Origin of the sequence: Paenibacillus sacheonensis (assembly GCF_009909195.1) — a bacterium.
Classification (GTDB): Bacteria; Bacillota; Bacilli; order Paenibacillales; family Paenibacillaceae; genus Paenibacillus_Z; species Paenibacillus_Z sacheonensis.
The window spans coordinates 505,081-520,475 of record NZ_JAAAMU010000004.1; the positions used below are offsets into that span (position 1 = coordinate 505,081).

Consider the following 15,395-nt stretch of genomic DNA (forward strand, 5'->3'; position numbering starts at 1 on the left):
AGATTTGGTCCTATCTAGCATAAAATAGGCGGTACATGGAAGAAATGAATGCGTTTGCTAAAATGCTATACGATTTTACTGCCGGATGAAGGAGGCGGAATGGCATTGAACGAGCATTTATATCGCTCCGATACCGAGACGGAATCGCCAGAGGTCGGCGTGCTGCTCGCGGATCACTTTCGCCGGCCTTTCGGCTTCCAGGGACATCGTTCCAAGGGGACGGGGGACTGGCTCATCGTCTACACGATTCATGGAAGCGGTTCCTTTCGCGTGGACCGGGAGGTGCATGTCTGCGGAGCGGGAGATGTCGTAATCTTGTCCCCGGGCGTGCCGCATCACTATGCGTCCAACGAAGCCGGCGAATGGGACATCTTATGGACGCATTTCGTGCCGCTGCCGGATTGGATGCCATGGCTTGCGCTGCCGCGGACCGAGGAGAGGCTGATCTGCCTCCATCTTCGCGGCGACGAGATTCGCGGCAGGATCGAGCAGACGTTCCATCGGCTGATCCGCGATGCCTCCATGTCGGCGCCGGTAAACCGCGAGCTTGCTAAGCTGGCGCTTGCGGAGGTGTTGGTGCTGCTCTATCACTACAACGGCGAACAGGAGAGCGACCGCGTCATGGACGAACGGATCAGCCAAGTGATCCGATACTTGTCCGAGCATCTGCATCTCAAGCACCGTCTGTCCGACCTCGCCGCGATGGCAGGCTTGTCGCCCTCCCGCTTCTGCCATCTGATGAAGGAGCAAACCGGCGATACGCTTACCGAACGACTGACCAAGATGAGACTCGCGAAAGCCGCAAGATTGCTGGAACTAACATCGCGCCGAATCAACGAAATCGCGTTCGACGTGGGATTCGAGACTGCCTATTACTTTAGCCGGCTCTTTACCGGCCACTTCGGCATCAGCCCAACGGCCTATCGGCAGCGAATGTGGCAGCGACAGAAGACATCGCTCTGAAGGAGGCGGAAGCGCCATGAATCGGCTCAGGCACCTGCTCCTGCGCGCCGAACGCGAAACTTAGGCATGTCCGGCATGATAATGGAGTCATGGCATCGGCACCTCGCGGCATATATTGATTTGATGGCGATCAATATTAGAATGGGAGGTTGTCCGGTCCTGATTCGATACAGCAGCAAAGCAGGTATTCTATCGATCGTTCTCTTGTTAGTCTGGAGTGTTCTCTTTCTGCCTCGCGCAAATGCCGAGACGGGCAAAAACGAGCTGCTCATCATAAATAAGAAAACGAATCAATTGGCTTTCTTCGTCAACGGGGAACTCGTCAAAACCTTCTCCGTCGCCACCGGCAGGAACAGTACCTTAACGCCCGAGGGAAGCTTCACCATCGTAAACAAGATCAAGAACAGGCCGTATTACAAGGAAAAAATTCCCGGAGGCGACCCTCGCAATCCGCTGGGCGATCGATGGTTGGGGCTTGAAGTGAACGGGACGCACGGAACGACCTATGCGATCCATGGCAATAATAATGCGTCATCCATCGGAAAATACGTAAGCGCGGGCTGCATCCGGATGAAAAACGACGAGATCCATTGGCTGTTCCCCCAAATCGAGCTCGGCGCCAAAGTCGTCATCACGACCTCCGCGCTCTCGATGGTCAAGATCGCGGAGGACCATGCGTATCCGGTCGTGCAGCCCTACGAAGGCAAATTGGTGCTGAACGGCGAACCGACGACGCCCGTTCATCCGCTGATTCTAGCAGACGCTCAAGTGTTCATCCCCATGCGGGACGTCTTCCAAATGCTCGGCGCCAAGGTACAGTGGAATGCAGCGGCCAAGACGGTCACGGCCGTTATCGGCGATCGAACGATTACGCACGCGCCGCTCAGTGGGGAAGTCGATATCGACGGTTCGATCCTGGCGATTACGCCCTCCAGAATAATGGCGAATACCGTCATGCTGCCGTTACGGGCGATCTCGGAGCTCATCGGATATCGCGTGGAATGGGACGGCAAGGCGCAAGAAATCCGCATCGGCCGATAAACGGATAGGGGCAGGAAGCCTGGGAGCGAATCCCGGGCTTTTTGCGCATGCAGCAGGCTGCTTCTCGGAAGCGGGACGATGGAAAATGGATGGAATTAGCAATACTGGGGAACGACTATACCAAATGACCGACAAGGATGTATGTCCTCATGAAGCCCTTCCATCTTCAAGCCGCAGTCCCCGGACTCGAACCGTCCAGCGATCTCGTGAGCAGAACGTTGAACGTCAATCAAGAAAGCGCGCAGTTGATTTACTTGTCGACGCTGTGCGATAAGCAATATATTCAATCGTCGATCATGCAGGCATTCGACGCCTGCGGCAATCTGGCGGAATTCAACGCCAAGCTGACGATGATCGCCGGGTTCGAACGAATCAAGAACGGCAATCTGCAGGCAGAGAAGCTGCTTCACGGTTTTGCGCTCGTCGTGTTCCCGGATGCGATCTGCGCGATCGAAGCCAAGAAAGCCAGCTTGGCCAAGCCGTCGGAGACGTCGTCCGAAAGCATTATCCAAGGGCCGCAGAAAGCGTTCTCCGAAGATCTTGAACAGAATGTGCAAATCATCCGAACCCGGTATCCGTCGAAGAATTTGAACGTGGAGTACACGGAAATCGGGACGGAGAGCCGCACGCAATTAGCGATCCTGTACGACAAAGCGAAGGTGGACCCCGATATTCTGCTTGATCTGGACAAGCGTCTCGCGGGCGTGGAGGCGGCCGTCGTTCAGGCCTCGAATCAAGTCCAGATGCTGCTGACGAGCCGATTCGAATTCTTCCCGACGGCATTGGTCACGGACCGGCCGGATCGGACGGCGCTGAGCCTCAGTAAAGGCAAGGTCATTCTCCTTCTGAACGGTACGCCGTTTTCGATTAACTTGCCCGCGGTCTTTTACGATTTCATGGTCTCGATGGACGACGCGTATCAATCCCCTTGGCTGACGAGGCCGCTGCTGATTCTCCGTTATATGGCCGTATTCATTACGACCGCGCTGCCGGCCTTATACGTGGCGGCGGTTTCGTACAATCCCGAGTTCTTCCAGACGCAGCTGGCCATCGAAATCGCGGGGAGCCGCGCAGCCGTGCCCTATGCGTCCTTCTACGAGGTATTCTTCATGCTGTTCATGACCGAGGCGTTGACCGAAGCAAGCATTCGGCTGCCCAAGCATATCGGTTCGACGGCGACGACGGTCGGCGGGCTGATTCTGGGTCAAGCGGCGCAGGAGGCGGGTCTCGTCAGCAGCATCATGATCATCATTGCGTCCTCCGTCGCCGTCTCGAATTTCGTCATCCCGATCAATACGATGAGCTACTCGATGCGGCTCATCAAATTCCCGCTCGTCATCTGCGCGATGTATTTCGGATTGGTCGGCGTCGTGACAGGCATATTCTGTTTCATCGTGTACGCGGCGAGCTTGCGAAGCTTCGGCCGGCCGTATTTGAAGCTGTTTATCGGGGAAGCCAAGAAAAGCAGGTGAGAGACGATTGTCGCGTTATTTCTTCTACTTGATGTGCGTTTCCATGCTGATCCATACGATCCTGTTCATTCCGCGGGTGCTGATCGACGAGCGGTTCGACGGCGCGATCCCGTCCTTGTTCATCGGCCCCGTGATCGGATGCGTCCTGATGGTGGTATTCACCCGGTCCATGCAGCAATTCAAAGGCAAGGGCCTGCCTGAAATCGCGGCGATGTTCCTGCCCAAGGCGGCCGCCGTCCCCTTAATGCTCGTGTTCGGGCTGGTAACGATGACGTCCGGTTGTCTCATATGGATCCATTGCGCATTCATCATGTCCAAGTACTTGAACCCGGATATGGCAATCTATGTTCTTCTTAGCTTGTTCGTGATCGTAACGTGCTTCGGTGCCCTGCAATCGACGAAGACGGTGCTGTTCAGCCTGGAAATCATTCTCATTCTGAGCGTGCCGCTGCTTCTGACCTTGTTGGTGCACAGCATTTTCAGCGAAAACATGAATTACGACGCGGTCAAAGCCATGATCGACTACTCGTGGATCATGCCTTCTTGGAAATCGGTGTCGGCGTCGTCATATACTTTCGCAGGCTATATCGGACTCGCTGTCTTCAACCGCGAGTTCAAGGACGGGAAGCCGATCCGTTTCCTGTGGCTGATCCCGTTTCTCGGGCTCGGACTTATGCTGGCTTCCTTTTTTATTCCAATCGGCTACTTAGGCACGGCCGGCATCGACGATTACATTTACACGTGGGTATCGACGATCGATGCGATTCGCATGAAATACGTGTTTATCGAACGCGTCATATCGGTCTATCTGCTCATTCTGCTGATGATGACGTATGTATTCACCATGATCACATGGCATCTGGGATCGCAGGTGATCGGCAGCTGTTTTCGCAGCTACGACCCGCAAACCGCCGCATGGCGATCGAAGCTTCCCAGCCTCGTGATCTGCGTGGTCATCGGGATCGGGACCGTCCTCGCCGGGAGCCGAATCAATGAAATCATGTTGTTCCAAGCAGTTTCGTCGTGGATGATCTTTCATTTGCCGTTCGATGCCGCGTTCGTGATGATCGTGTTTATTTGGAGCAAGAGCAAACGGAGGATACAGCAGTGAAGCGGGGTTGGATCTGGAAGGGAGTGCTGATTCTGTCGTTGCTATGGCTGCCGGGATGCGGGTTCAAGGATATCGATCGGCGCTTCTTCGTGATGGCGATCGGCATCGATAAATCCAATCACGCGAATAAACCCTATCACGTGACCTTGAAGCTGGCGATTCCGTTCACGAAAATCCAGCCCGGCAAGACCAATGCGTACCAGCTCGTCAGCGACGACGGGAGCACGATTACGGAAGCGGTCCGCCATATGAAATCCAAGGTGGATAAGGAACTCGACTTCTCGCAAGCGAAAATCATCGTCATCGGCAAAGCGATGAGCGCGGAGATCCTGCAGAAAGGAACGCTCGATTGGTTTCTGCGGAGGAGGGACATTCAAAGCGCCGCTTACATGGCCTTAGGGGATCCGACGGCCGAGGATGTCCTGAACGTCAAGACCGGCTCCGAGCGGTTTCCGGGCGATAGTTTATTCTTAAGCTTCGATCAGGACGGGACGGAATCTTCGTTTATCGCGACCGAATATTTATTCGATTTTCACCGCAGAGTGACCGAGAAGGGGCTCGATCCGTATATGCCGGTCATTCGGCCCATGGATAGCGCCTATTTGATCGATCGCGTCGCCGTGTTCGACAAGAAGCGGCTGAAGGCCATATTAAGTCCGGAAGAAACGAGAATCTTCAATGCGTTAACGACCGATTTTCAACATTTCGATATCGAGACGAAGTCGAAGACGCTTCAGTTCGCCATCGCCGTGCAGCATTTCAAGTATACGTACACGATCGATCCTTCTGCGCCGGCGCTGCATATGAACATTCGCATCGTCGGCGAATCCGAGGAGTCGACCGAAACGTTATACAAGCAGCCGTGGTCGTATTATGAACGGCTTGCCGAACGACAGTCGCAGACGCGCTATATGCATCTCTTGCAAAAGCTGCAGGCGCTCCAAGTCGATCCCGTCGGGTTCGGACTTCGGTATCGCGCGACGCGCTACCAACGCGACAAGGATTGGACGGCTTGGGAAGCGATGTATCCGAAGCTGACCTTCCATGCGAAGGTGCAGATCCGAATCAAGAGTTCGGGCGGCATCAAATAATGATCGGAATTGGCTGCGGCTTGCGATCGAAGCGGCGCCGGCGACGCAAGCTTCGTCAACTAGGGGAAGTTCTTAACGCTCCCCTGGTTGCAGACGCTCCTCTGGCTGCAAACTCCCTGACAGAAGCTTCTCTACCCGCGACGCCGTATCGGTATCGCGGTCAGGCACGTTGATCGTCATCGTCAGATGCGGCGCATCGGTTACGACGAACGACAGCTGATCGAATACGAGCCGTCCGGCGATCGGATGATGGTTGATCTTCTTGCCTTCGGGTCCGCTCAGTACGTCGTGCTGCGGCCACCAGGCCCGAAATTCCGGACTTGCGGTGTTCAACTCGGCAATTATCGACATCCACCAGGAATCCCCCGGATCGTTGGCATAATGGGATCGGAACGTGGCCAAGCGGTGCCGGGCATGCGATTCCCAATGATGCTGCAGCATGCGGCGGACGTACGGGGAGGTGAACGTTCGCCAGAGGCTGTTGCGTTCCCGTTCGGACATCGACGCGTAATCGCCGTAGATCAGAGCGGCCGCCTTATTCCACCCCACGACATTCAGCTTCGGATCCATCACGTAAGCGGGACTGGTTCCCTGAAGCTCCAAGAACTGCGTCAGGACGGAGCCGATGCCGACGGACGCCGGCGGCTGTTCGGCCGGCAGCTGCTGCAGCGCAAGCAAGTACAGATGCTTCCGCTCGTCGCCGTTCAGCTGCAAAGCCGCCGCGAGACTGTCAAGCACTTGCGCGGACACCTGGATATTCCTCGCCTGTTCCAGCCACGTATACCAATCCGCGCTGACGCCGGCAAGCAGCGCGACTTCCGCGCGCCGCAGCCCCGGCGTTCGCCGCCTTCCGCCGCTTGAGAGCCCGGCTTGTTCCGGCTGCAGGCGGGCGCGCCTTGTTCGCAGGAACTGCGCGAGCTCCTGTCTTCTCTCCTGACCCGATGGTTCCACTCGCCTTCGCACCTGCCTTTCTGTACATGGCTGAACATAGGAGCAGCGCTCCTAGGATAAGCCGTAATCTATTTCCCGTTGTCGTTTCATTATACACTTTCCTCGCAAGCGCGAGAGACGTAGAAGATACGAGAGTGGGAGGATGGACAACATGCAGCAAGGGATCGCAATCGGGACGCCGAGTCGTCAATCGAAGCCGCTGCTAATGCTGGGGCTGGCGCTGGGCTATTTCATGGTACTCATGGATACGACGGTGGTAAATATCGCCTTGCCCGCGATTCAGGACGATTTGGGCGGCGGAATGGAAGGTTTGGAATGGGTCGTGAACACGTATACGATCGTGTTCGCGGGTTTGTTATTGGGCATGGGAGCCTTGGCGGATAAATGGGGCGCGAAACGCATCTATCTCGGCGGCTTGTTCGTATTTCTCGCTGCTTCCGGGCTCTCGGCCGCCGCACCGACGATCGGCGTGCTGATCGCCTGCCGGGCGGCGCTCGGCGTCGGCGGAGCGGTTCTTATGCCCGCGTCGCTGACGCTGCTGGCGCATGCGTTCACCGGGCGGGCCGAGCGGGCCAGGGCAATGGGGATATGGGCGGCATCCACGGGCGTGGCGATGGCGGCCGGGCCGGTAGTCGGCGGCTTGCTCGTCGACGCTGCCGGTTGGCGAAGCATTTTCCTGCTGCAGGTCCCGCTCGCGCTCGCCGGGCTGCTGGTCACGGCAAGGTATGTCGGCGAAACAAGCCGCAATCCGGGGCGCGGCTTCGATTGGGCGGGACAGTTGAGTGCTTTTGCCGCGATCGCGGCAGTATCCTTCGTTCTGATGGAAGGCCAGACGTACGGGTGGCTCTCGCCTCTGATTCTGGCGGTCGTGTGCGCGGCCTTACTAAGCGGCTGTGTATTTATCCGTTCGCAATCGAGAGGAAGAGCGCCGATGCTGCCGCTTCGGATGTTTCGGAATCCGGCCGTCTCGGGAGGGATGGCGGCGGGGATGGCCATTAATCTGGCGCTGGCCGGCCTATTGTTCATGCTGCCCTTGTATGCGCAGCGAACGCGTGAATTATCGGCTGGCGCGGCCGGATTGCTGCTCCTGCCGATGATGCTTCCGCTTGCGTTCAATCCCATTCTTACGGGACGAATCGTCGGGAGAATCGGACCGAGAGTCCCGATGAGCGCCGGTTTTGGCTTGACGGCCGCCGGCACGGCCGCCCTGATGACGCTGGGCGGGGAAGCGGACGGAGCGCTCGCGATCGCCGGCTTGCTCTTGGTCGGCTTCGGCGTCTCGCTGACGATACCTTCCTTGATGACGGCCGTCATCTCATCCGCTGCCAAGGAACAGGCTGGCGCGGCCAGCGGCGCATTGAACGCCAGCAGGCAGCTAGGAGCAGCGGTCGGCGTCGCGATCGCCAGCATGATCGTAACCGGCCAATCGGATTTCGCGGCAGGGATGCACGTCGTGCTTCTCGCGATGACCGCCGTGTTAATCGGCGGCGGCTTGCTGTCGCTCGCATTCATCAAGGAGGAGCGTCGCGGCGATTAGCCTTGGTGATCCTTTGACTCATCGATCCGTCTGCCGTGCCTCTGTCGCAAACTCGTACGAAAGGTGACATCAAATTGAAGTTACCATTCTTCCTCCGATGTGCTATCTTCATTCTGTGAAGCTATGCACGATGAAGTCAATATTCCACACTTTCATAGAGAAGAGGGACACGACAATGAGCAACAAGCTGCGAATCGGAATCATCGGAACCGGAGGTATTGCCAAAGCGCATATTTCCGCTTACAAGAAATTGCCGTACGTCGAGATCGTCGGCGTCGCGGACGTCATTCCGAGCAAGGCGGCGACATTCGCCGAGACGGAAGGCCTAACGGAAGCCGCATCCTTCGACAGCCATAACGAGCTGTTGAAGCTGGAGCTGGACGGCGTAAGCATCTGCACGCCGAACGTCTCTCACCATATTACTACCGTCGACGCGCTGCGCGCGGGCAAGAACGTGCTTCTGGAGAAGCCGATGTCCGTCACGCTTCAAGAAGGAATCGAGATGACGCAGGCCGCGAAAGAAAGCGGAAAGATGCTGACGCTGGGCTTCCAGCCCCGCTATGACCCGAACATGAAGCTGCTGCAAACGATCGTGCAGTCCGGACGCCTCGGCAACGTGTATTACGTCGAGACGGGAGGCGGACGCCGCCGCGGCATGCCCGGCGGTACGTTCATCAGCAAGAAGCTTGCCGGCGCCGGCGCGATGGCCGATATCGGCTGCTACTCGCTGGACATGGCACTGAACACGCTCGGCTACCCGCGTCCGCTTACGGTCTCGGCCTTTACGTCGAATCATTTCGGCTCCAACAATATCTACCATCCGGAAGCGAGCAATTTCGAAGTAGAAGATTTCGGCGTGGCGATGGTGCGATTCGAGAACGATCTCGTGCTGCAGTTCAAGATCTCGTGGGCGATGCATATGGATACGCTCGGAGCGACGATGTTCCTCGGCACGGACGCCGGCCTGAAGGTAACGCCGGCCGGAATCGGTCCTTGGTCCGGCGTGTGGGACGGCTCGGTCGGCTCCATCACGTTGTTCCATGACGAATTCGGCGCCCACACCGCGACGCCGATTCCGACGATCGAGCATAAATTGAACTTGTTCGACCAGAAGGTCCATGATTTTGCCGAAGCGGTCCGCGATGGTCGTCCGGCTCCGATCCCCGGCGACCAGATTCTCATTCAGCAAGCGATTATCGACGGCGTGCTCCGGTCCGCGGAATCCCGCCGCGAGGTATCCGTCGAGCTGCCTCAATAATGAACGGTTAATACCGGTTCGCTGCTCTGGCGAACCATGCCGCATAAAGAAGCTGCCTCTTGCGAGGCAGCTTCTTTATGCGATCACCTTCGTCCGCTTCTCGATGAAGTCTTGTCTAGCGGATTGGAATGGAATATGCTGGAACCGAGAAGACAACCATATCGGAGGCGTATCGTCATGACGATTAAAGTGGGCATTGTCGGAGCAAGAGGACTCAGCACCCTGCAGGGTTTCCGGTGCATCGAAGGGGCTGAGGTCGTCGCTTTGTGCGATTTGGACGGCGATTTCCTCGCAGCGACGGCCGCCAAGGAAGGAATTCCGCGGACTTACCGCATCTACGAGGATATGCTGGATTCGGATATCGACGCGGTCATTATTTCGACTCCGATGCAGCTGCATGTGCCGCAGGCGATCTTGGCTCTTCAGGCGGGCAAGCATGTCTTGAGCGAAGTCACCGCGGGCGTGACGATGGACGAGCTATGGTGGCTGAAGGAAACCGCGGAACAAATCGACCGCGTGTACATGATGGCCGAGAATTACTGCTATATTCCGGAAAATCAGCAAATTCTAGGCATGGTGAAGGCCGGCTTGTTCGGCGACGTCTACTTCGGCGAAGGCGAATATATTCACGATGTTCGCAGCTTGGCATTCAGGCCGAGCCGCAGTCAACCCGGCGAGGGAGTCAAGCCGACTTGGCGCAGCTACTGGCAGCTCGGCAAACGGGGCGCGTTCTACCCGACGCACAGTCTTGGCCCGGTCATGCAGTGGTTCGGCGAAGATCGGATCCGTTCGGTCTCGTGCTTCGGCACGGGCTGGCACACGGACACCCGTTTCCGTCAGGAGGACACGTCGATCACGCTCTGCCAGATGGAGAGCGGCAAGCTGATCAAGCTGCGGATCGACTGCATCTCGAGACGGCCGCATAATTTGAATTACTATACGCTGCAAGGGACGAAGGGCTGTTATGAAGCGCCGCGGGGGCTGGGCGATACGCACAAGATATGGCTCGAAGGCATGGGAGACCGAGAGGACGAGATGCAGTGGCGTCCGCTTTCGGAATACGCCGAATATTTGCCGGAACGTTATCGGAACGTGACGGAGGAGCAGAAATCGGCAGGGCACTGGGGAGGCGACTATTTCATCGTCGAGGATTTTGTGGCGGCGGTGAAGGGAGAACGCAAACCGGCCATCGACGTGTACGACGCTTGCGAATGGACGGCCGTCGCCATGCTGTCCGAGCTGTCCGTGATGAACGGCGGCCGCGCGATGGAGATGCCGGATTTCCGCAAGAGCGCTTCCCGCGGGGAGCAGATCATCAAGCTTTGAGCGGAATACCGCGTAGAATGCCAAATCCATGAAGAAAGCCGCGTTCCATCATGGACGCGGCTTTTTGACTAGGGGACGGACATGCGAACAGGGAAAGGTTGCGTTAAACGGTAGGTACCGTGCCGCCGTCGATCGTATGTTCGCTGCCCGTAATGGATGCCGCCCGATCGGATACCAGAAAGGCGGCCAGCTCGGCGACTTCCTCGGGCAGCCCGGGACGTCCGATCGGTATGCCTCCGAGGGAGTTCATGAGCTCGCCCAGCGCGGCTTCGCGGCTGCCCGCGACAGTCGCGATGCGGTCGATCATGCGATCCGCCGCTTCCGTTTGAATAAAGCCCGGCGCGATCGTGTTGATGCGAATCCCTTTCGGCGAGAATTCCTTGGATAAGCCTTTGCTGTAGGTCGTCAATGCCGCTTTGGAAGCCGCATACGCCAAAGTCGTCTCGTACAGCGGTAGCCTTCTCTGGATGGAGCTGACATGAATGATCACGCCTTTGCCTTGCTCGACCATGAGCGGAAGCAAGCTTCTGTCCAAGCGAACGGAGCCGAGCAGATTCATGTTCAAGGTTTCCAGCCAGTCCGCTTCGGTTAATGCCAGTGCTCCGCCCGGCGGGGTCGAAGCGCCGCCTACCGTATTGATGAGGATATCGATGCCGCCCAGCTTTTCATTTACGGCTTCGACGATCCGCGCCGTGCCTTCCGGCTTCGTAATATCGGCTTGCACGTAATGAACGCCTTCAATAGATTGTTCTGCAGGAATCGTGCGGGCAGTGGTGAGCACCTCTGCACCGGCATCGGCCAGCCGCTTTACGATCGCATAGCCCATACCTTTCGTTCCGCCGGTTACTAGCGCGCGTTTTCCTTGGAATTCAGTTTCGTAAGATGCAAGCTTCATGATGGTATTCCTCCCTGTACGGTTGTGATGAGAATGATGAACGCGTTACATGTGCCAGCTTACCTCCATTAGAATAATAAATCTAATTGATAATAATAATAAAATACATGACTTATATTCATATATATTTAGGTTACGATCTCAGCCATGCTTGCCTGAACGCTAATTGAGCAGGTATGATGGCACCAACAATATGCTGCCAGACAGTCAGGAGGAACACCTAATGGAGCTCACGCAATTAGAATATTTCTTGGAAGTGGCCCGCACGGAGCATCTGACGAAAGCCGCCGAAACGTTGTCCGTGACGCAGCCCGCGTTAAGCCATTCCATATCGAAGCTCGAGGCCGAGCTCGGCGTGCCGTTGTTCGAACGGAAAGGCCGGAACCTGCAAATTAATCGCTACGGTTCCATGTTTGCCAAGCGCGTCGAGAAGATATTGCAGGAGGTGGACCGGGGGAAGAAGGAAATTGACGAATGCGCGAATCCCGAATCGGGCGTTATCCATCTGGCTTACCTGAATATACTCGGCGTCGGATTCATTCCGCGATTGATACGCGACTATCAGCGCGCGAATCCGAAAATCACCTTCGAGCTGACGCAGGGGGACAAAGGCACGATACTGGAGCGGGTCGAAAGCGGGTATTCGGACTTGTTGATTACCTCGGAGAGACCCGCAAGCGAAGCTTATGAATGGATACCGATGATCTCGATGCCGCTGTATCTTGTCGTCTCCGCCGATCATCCGTTTGCGGATTACGAAAGTATCGGCTTGAAGGAAATCACAGGCGAGCCGTTCGTGGGTTTGAAGGATAACTGCGGCTTGAAGGATTCGCTGCTCGCTCGCGTCCATCATCAGAATTTCACGCTCGCGCCCACGTACGATGCGGAGGATCTTCCCACCGTGGCAGGATTCGTTGCGGCCGGACTTGGCTTATCCGTGCTGCCGAAGGCGGCAGGCCTGAACTTGGAGGGGCTGCGTTGGATTCGGATCGAAGATGAAGGCTGGGCGTGGGAAGTCGGACTGCATCTCAAAAAGGAAAGGTTTCTGACCCCGGCAGCCCGTAATTTCGTCAGCTTCATCGAAGGGCAAGCCGGGGCGGGAGGTTCGTTCTCTGCCTGAACTGAAGGTCGTTTCGTGGTTTTCGAGCAATGAGGCAGTATAAACCCGGCATTCCAGCTCCGCGTATGAAGAGGCCGTGCGTCACCGTATGAATGGAGCTTCTTGTCGCGGCGTTTTTCATTCAGTTGCTTGAAGAACGTATGCCTGGCGGCAAGTTGTTCAATTCAGGGTGGGCCCCCGGCATCGGACATTCTTATTCGAAACCGCCGAATGGTGGAGACAAAAAGAACGCGACATGAAGGTGCTAAAAATTAGCATTGACACTCTACCTACTAAAAGGTAGAATAACCTCATGAACAACAGCAGCACGCATGACGCAGCGATGAAACGAATCATGCTCGGTCCATTGTACAGGAGGTGCCCGAGTTGAGATAGCGAAGCCGTCAAGCACGATAAGGGAACGTGAGACGCGGCACGAAGCGGAATGCAAATGGAGGAAGAAAGAACGGGAATTCAAACTAATAAATCTACCTTTTTATAGGTAGAAAAAAGGAGAATGAACATGAATCAGTCCAACGTACAAGGTAAAGTAGCGGTAATTACAGGCGGAAGCAGCGGCATGGGGAAAGCAACGGCGATCGAAATGGTGAAACGCGGAGGCAGCGTAGTCATTAACGGGCGTCGCGAACACGAGCTTGCCGAGGCAGCGCGGGAAATCGATCCGTCAGGCGCGCATGTCGCTTACGTGGCCGGGGATATTTCGGATCCCCAAACCGCTGATCGTCTGATCGCGGAAACACTGTCTCGTTTCGGCCGCATCGATACGCTCGTTAACAATGCCGGCATTTTCGTATCGAAACCTTTTACGGAGTACACGGTGGAAGATTTCAATGCGGTATTGTCGACGAACGTAGGCGGATTTTTCCACCTCACGCAGCGCGCGGTTACCGAAATGCTTAAAGCAGGTAAGGGGCATATTATCAACATCACGGCAAGCGGAGCGTCAGACCAGCCGATCAAAGCCGTCCCGGCCTTGCTTGCCGCATTGACTAAAGGCGGCTTGGGCAACGCGACGAAATCGCTGGCGATCGAATATGCGGACAAAGGCATTCGCGTGAATGCAGTCGCGCCAGGGGTCATCAAGACGCCGATGCATCCGTCGGAATATCATGACTTCTTGAACGGCTTGCATCCGATCGGCCGAATGGGCGAAGCCCAGGAAATCGTCGACGCGATCCTTTATCTGGATTCCGCTCCGTTCGTTACCGGCGAAATTCTTCACGTCGACGGCGGTCAAAACGCAGGTCAATGGTAAGCCGCCTGCTGGGCAAGCTCATGCCGTCCGCATTCAGAAAACCGAACCGTCCAACTACAATCATGAATGGAGCGAATACAATGAAAACACTCGTTATCGTCACGCATCCGAATATCGAAGCATCCCAATGGAATAAAACATGGGTGGCGGAATTGAAAAAGTACGAAGACATCACGATTCACGAATTGTACGAGGCGTACCCGGACGAAAATATCGACGTGGCGCGCGAACAGCAGCTGCTTGAGTCGCATGACCGGGTGATTTTCCAATACCCGCTTTACTGGTACAACACGCCGCCGCTGCTCAAAAAATGGTTTGATACCGTGCTGCTGTACGGCTGGGCTTACGGTCCGGAAGGCACGAAGATGACCGGGAAACAATTCGGCGTGGCGATCTCGACGTACGGTACGGAAGCGTCGTATCAACCGAGCGGGTTCAACCGCTTCACGCTGGAAGAAATCCTGCGTCCGATCGAAGCGACCGCTCATTTCATCAGCGCTGCGTACCTGCCTCATTTCTCTCTGAACGATACGTCCAACGTAACGGAAGAACGTTTGGCGCAGAGCGCCAAAGACTACATTCACCATCTTCAAACTGTACAACCGGCCGCAGTAACGGTATAACGACGTATTCGTCGACCTGTACATGGACGCAAGCCGTCCGTAGTGCCGCTTTGAACGATGAGTATGCCGACTGCTGCCGATCCGCTTGAGCAACCGTGGTTGCCGATCCGTTTAAGCAGCCATGGTTGACAAGCTATCTACGCGAAGGTAGGATGGCATTATGAATAAAAACAAGAATACTGCCGAGCTTATATTGGATACTGCGCAGGCCATCGTCCAGGATGTCGGTTTTAACGGTTTCAGTTATTCGCATATCGCAGAGAAGATCGGCATACGCACGGCCAGCATTCATTACCATTTTCCGAACAAAGAGGACCTCGGAGAAGCCCTGATCGCGCGTTATCGCAAAAACTTTATTGCCGCATCCGTTCAATTCGATAACGAAACCTCGAATAACCTGGAACGATTGCGTAAATTCACGCTCATGTACGCCGAGCCGGTACAAGACTATTGTACATGCCTGGGCGTCATGCTCTCGACGGACCTCGGCGCGTTGTCGGGCAAAGCGGGAGAAGGATTGGCCGAGTTTCTAACCGCCAACTTGGATTGGCTGCAGCGGGTGCTCGAAGACGGGCAGCGCGAAGGCCAGCTGTATTTCGAGGGCGATGCGAGCGTGCAAGCCCATCTATTTCTGGCGTCGCTTCAAGGCGCGCAGCTGCTTGCCAAAAGTTTTCGGGACCGAAGCAGGTTTGACCGGATTGCCAATGGAGTATTATCCGCTTTAACGGTAAAATAAAGCGGATTTTTTCCTG

General features: G+C 56.1%; 14 protein-coding genes. 12 read left to right on the forward strand and 2 right to left on the reverse strand.

What is annotated here, in order from left to right; all coding sequences use genetic code 11:
• Positions 1–105 precede the first annotated feature (105 nt).
• The 5 genes from GT003_RS10380 to GT003_RS10400 all read left to right on the forward strand — a co-directional run bounded on the left by GT003_RS10380 (position 106) and on the right by GT003_RS10400 (position 5,678).
• Positions 106–963, forward strand: a complete 858-nt coding sequence (locus tag GT003_RS10380; RefSeq protein WP_161697160.1) for a helix-turn-helix domain-containing protein — start codon at positions 106–108, stop codon at positions 961–963.
• A gap of 75 nt (positions 964–1,038) precedes the next feature.
• Entirely contained in the window at positions 1,039–2,004 is a 966-nt protein-coding gene (locus GT003_RS10385; RefSeq protein ID WP_161697163.1) for a L,D-transpeptidase family protein, read from the forward strand.
• A gap of 149 nt (positions 2,005–2,153) precedes the next feature.
• On the forward strand, positions 2,154–3,476 hold the full coding sequence (locus GT003_RS10390; RefSeq protein ID WP_161697165.1) for a spore germination protein: 1,323 nt from the start codon (positions 2,154–2,156) through the stop codon (positions 3,474–3,476).
• A gap of 7 nt (positions 3,477–3,483) precedes the next feature.
• On the forward strand, positions 3,484–4,587 hold the full coding sequence (locus GT003_RS10395; RefSeq protein WP_161697167.1) for a GerAB/ArcD/ProY family transporter: 1,104 nt from the start codon (positions 3,484–3,486) through the stop codon (positions 4,585–4,587).
• Positions 4,584–5,678 (forward strand): Ger(x)C family spore germination protein, encoded by a 1,095-nt coding sequence (locus GT003_RS10400; RefSeq protein WP_161697169.1) that lies wholly within the window; start codon positions 4,584–4,586, stop codon positions 5,676–5,678. The genes GT003_RS10395 and GT003_RS10400 overlap by 4 nt, the downstream gene beginning before the upstream one ends.
• A 72-nt stretch (positions 5,679–5,750) precedes the next feature.
• On the opposite strand, the gene GT003_RS10405 is transcribed toward GT003_RS10400, so the two are convergent.
• Positions 5,751–6,629, reverse strand: a complete 879-nt coding sequence (locus tag GT003_RS10405) for an MmyB family transcriptional regulator (RefSeq protein WP_161697171.1) — start codon at positions 6,627–6,629, stop codon at positions 5,751–5,753.
• Positions 6,630–6,780: 151 nt separating this feature from the next.
• Between GT003_RS10405 and GT003_RS10410 the strand changes: the two genes are divergently transcribed.
• From GT003_RS10410 to GT003_RS10420, 3 genes are all read left to right on the forward strand, one after another.
• Complete coding sequence (locus GT003_RS10410) at positions 6,781–8,166, forward strand: MFS transporter (protein WP_161697173.1); 1,386 nt, start codon at positions 6,781–6,783, stop codon at positions 8,164–8,166.
• 175 nt (positions 8,167–8,341) lie between these two features.
• Positions 8,342–9,424 carry a Gfo/Idh/MocA family protein gene (locus GT003_RS10415; RefSeq protein ID WP_161697175.1) on the forward strand — a complete coding sequence of 361 codons (1,083 nt, stop codon included), beginning with the start codon at positions 8,342–8,344 and terminating at the stop codon, positions 9,422–9,424.
• A gap of 177 nt (positions 9,425–9,601) precedes the next feature.
• Positions 9,602–10,750 (forward strand): Gfo/Idh/MocA family protein, encoded by a 1,149-nt coding sequence (locus tag GT003_RS10420; protein ID WP_161697177.1) that lies wholly within the window; start codon positions 9,602–9,604, stop codon positions 10,748–10,750.
• Between the two features lie 103 nt (positions 10,751–10,853).
• Here GT003_RS10420 and GT003_RS10425 read toward each other — a convergent pair whose 3' ends face one another.
• Positions 10,854–11,645 carry an SDR family oxidoreductase gene (locus GT003_RS10425; protein WP_161697179.1) on the reverse strand — a complete coding sequence of 264 codons (792 nt, stop codon included), beginning with the start codon at positions 11,643–11,645 and terminating at the stop codon, positions 10,854–10,856.
• Between the two features lie 223 nt (positions 11,646–11,868).
• On the opposite strand from GT003_RS10425, the gene GT003_RS10430 reads away from it, so the two are divergent.
• From GT003_RS10430 to GT003_RS10445, 4 genes are all read left to right on the forward strand, one after another.
• Positions 11,869–12,765 carry a LysR family transcriptional regulator gene (locus GT003_RS10430; protein ID WP_161697181.1) on the forward strand — a complete coding sequence of 299 codons (897 nt, stop codon included), beginning with the start codon at positions 11,869–11,871 and terminating at the stop codon, positions 12,763–12,765.
• A gap of 502 nt (positions 12,766–13,267) precedes the next feature.
• Positions 13,268–14,020, forward strand: coding sequence for an SDR family NAD(P)-dependent oxidoreductase (locus tag GT003_RS10435; RefSeq protein WP_161697184.1), 753 nt, complete (start codon positions 13,268–13,270; stop codon positions 14,018–14,020).
• A gap of 80 nt (positions 14,021–14,100) precedes the next feature.
• Positions 14,101–14,643: an NAD(P)H-dependent oxidoreductase gene (locus tag GT003_RS10440; protein WP_161697186.1), complete on the forward strand. Its 543-nt coding sequence runs from the start codon at positions 14,101–14,103 to the stop codon at positions 14,641–14,643.
• 160 nt (positions 14,644–14,803) lie between these two features.
• A complete protein-coding gene (locus tag GT003_RS10445; protein ID WP_161697188.1) occupies positions 14,804–15,379 on the forward strand; it encodes a TetR/AcrR family transcriptional regulator in 576 nt (191 codons plus the stop codon).
• Positions 15,380–15,395 lie beyond the last annotated feature (16 nt).

What these genes read in the sequence shown, in the direction of transcription:
- GT003_RS10425 (WP_161697179.1), bottom strand. Translation starts at nt 11,645, where the DNA reads ATGAAGCTTGCATCTTACGAAACTGAATTCCAAGGAAAACGCGCGCTA.
- GT003_RS10420 (WP_161697177.1), top strand. Translation starts at nt 9,602, where the DNA reads ATGACGATTAAAGTGGGCATTGTCGGAGCAAGAGGACTCAGCACCCTG.
- GT003_RS10410 (WP_161697173.1), top strand. Translation starts at nt 6,781, where the DNA reads ATGCAGCAAGGGATCGCAATCGGGACGCCGAGTCGTCAATCGAAGCCG.
- GT003_RS10435 (WP_161697184.1), top strand. Translation starts at nt 13,268, where the DNA reads ATGAATCAGTCCAACGTACAAGGTAAAGTAGCGGTAATTACAGGCGGA.
- GT003_RS10390 (WP_161697165.1), top strand. Translation starts at nt 2,154, where the DNA reads ATGAAGCCCTTCCATCTTCAAGCCGCAGTCCCCGGACTCGAACCGTCC.
- GT003_RS10445 (WP_161697188.1), top strand. Translation starts at nt 14,804, where the DNA reads ATGAATAAAAACAAGAATACTGCCGAGCTTATATTGGATACTGCGCAG.
- GT003_RS10415 (WP_161697175.1), top strand. Translation starts at nt 8,342, where the DNA reads ATGAGCAACAAGCTGCGAATCGGAATCATCGGAACCGGAGGTATTGCC.
- GT003_RS10385 (WP_161697163.1), top strand. Translation starts at nt 1,039, where the DNA reads ATGATAATGGAGTCATGGCATCGGCACCTCGCGGCATATATTGATTTG.
- GT003_RS10440 (WP_161697186.1), top strand. Translation starts at nt 14,101, where the DNA reads ATGAAAACACTCGTTATCGTCACGCATCCGAATATCGAAGCATCCCAA.
- GT003_RS10430 (WP_161697181.1), top strand. Translation starts at nt 11,869, where the DNA reads ATGGAGCTCACGCAATTAGAATATTTCTTGGAAGTGGCCCGCACGGAG.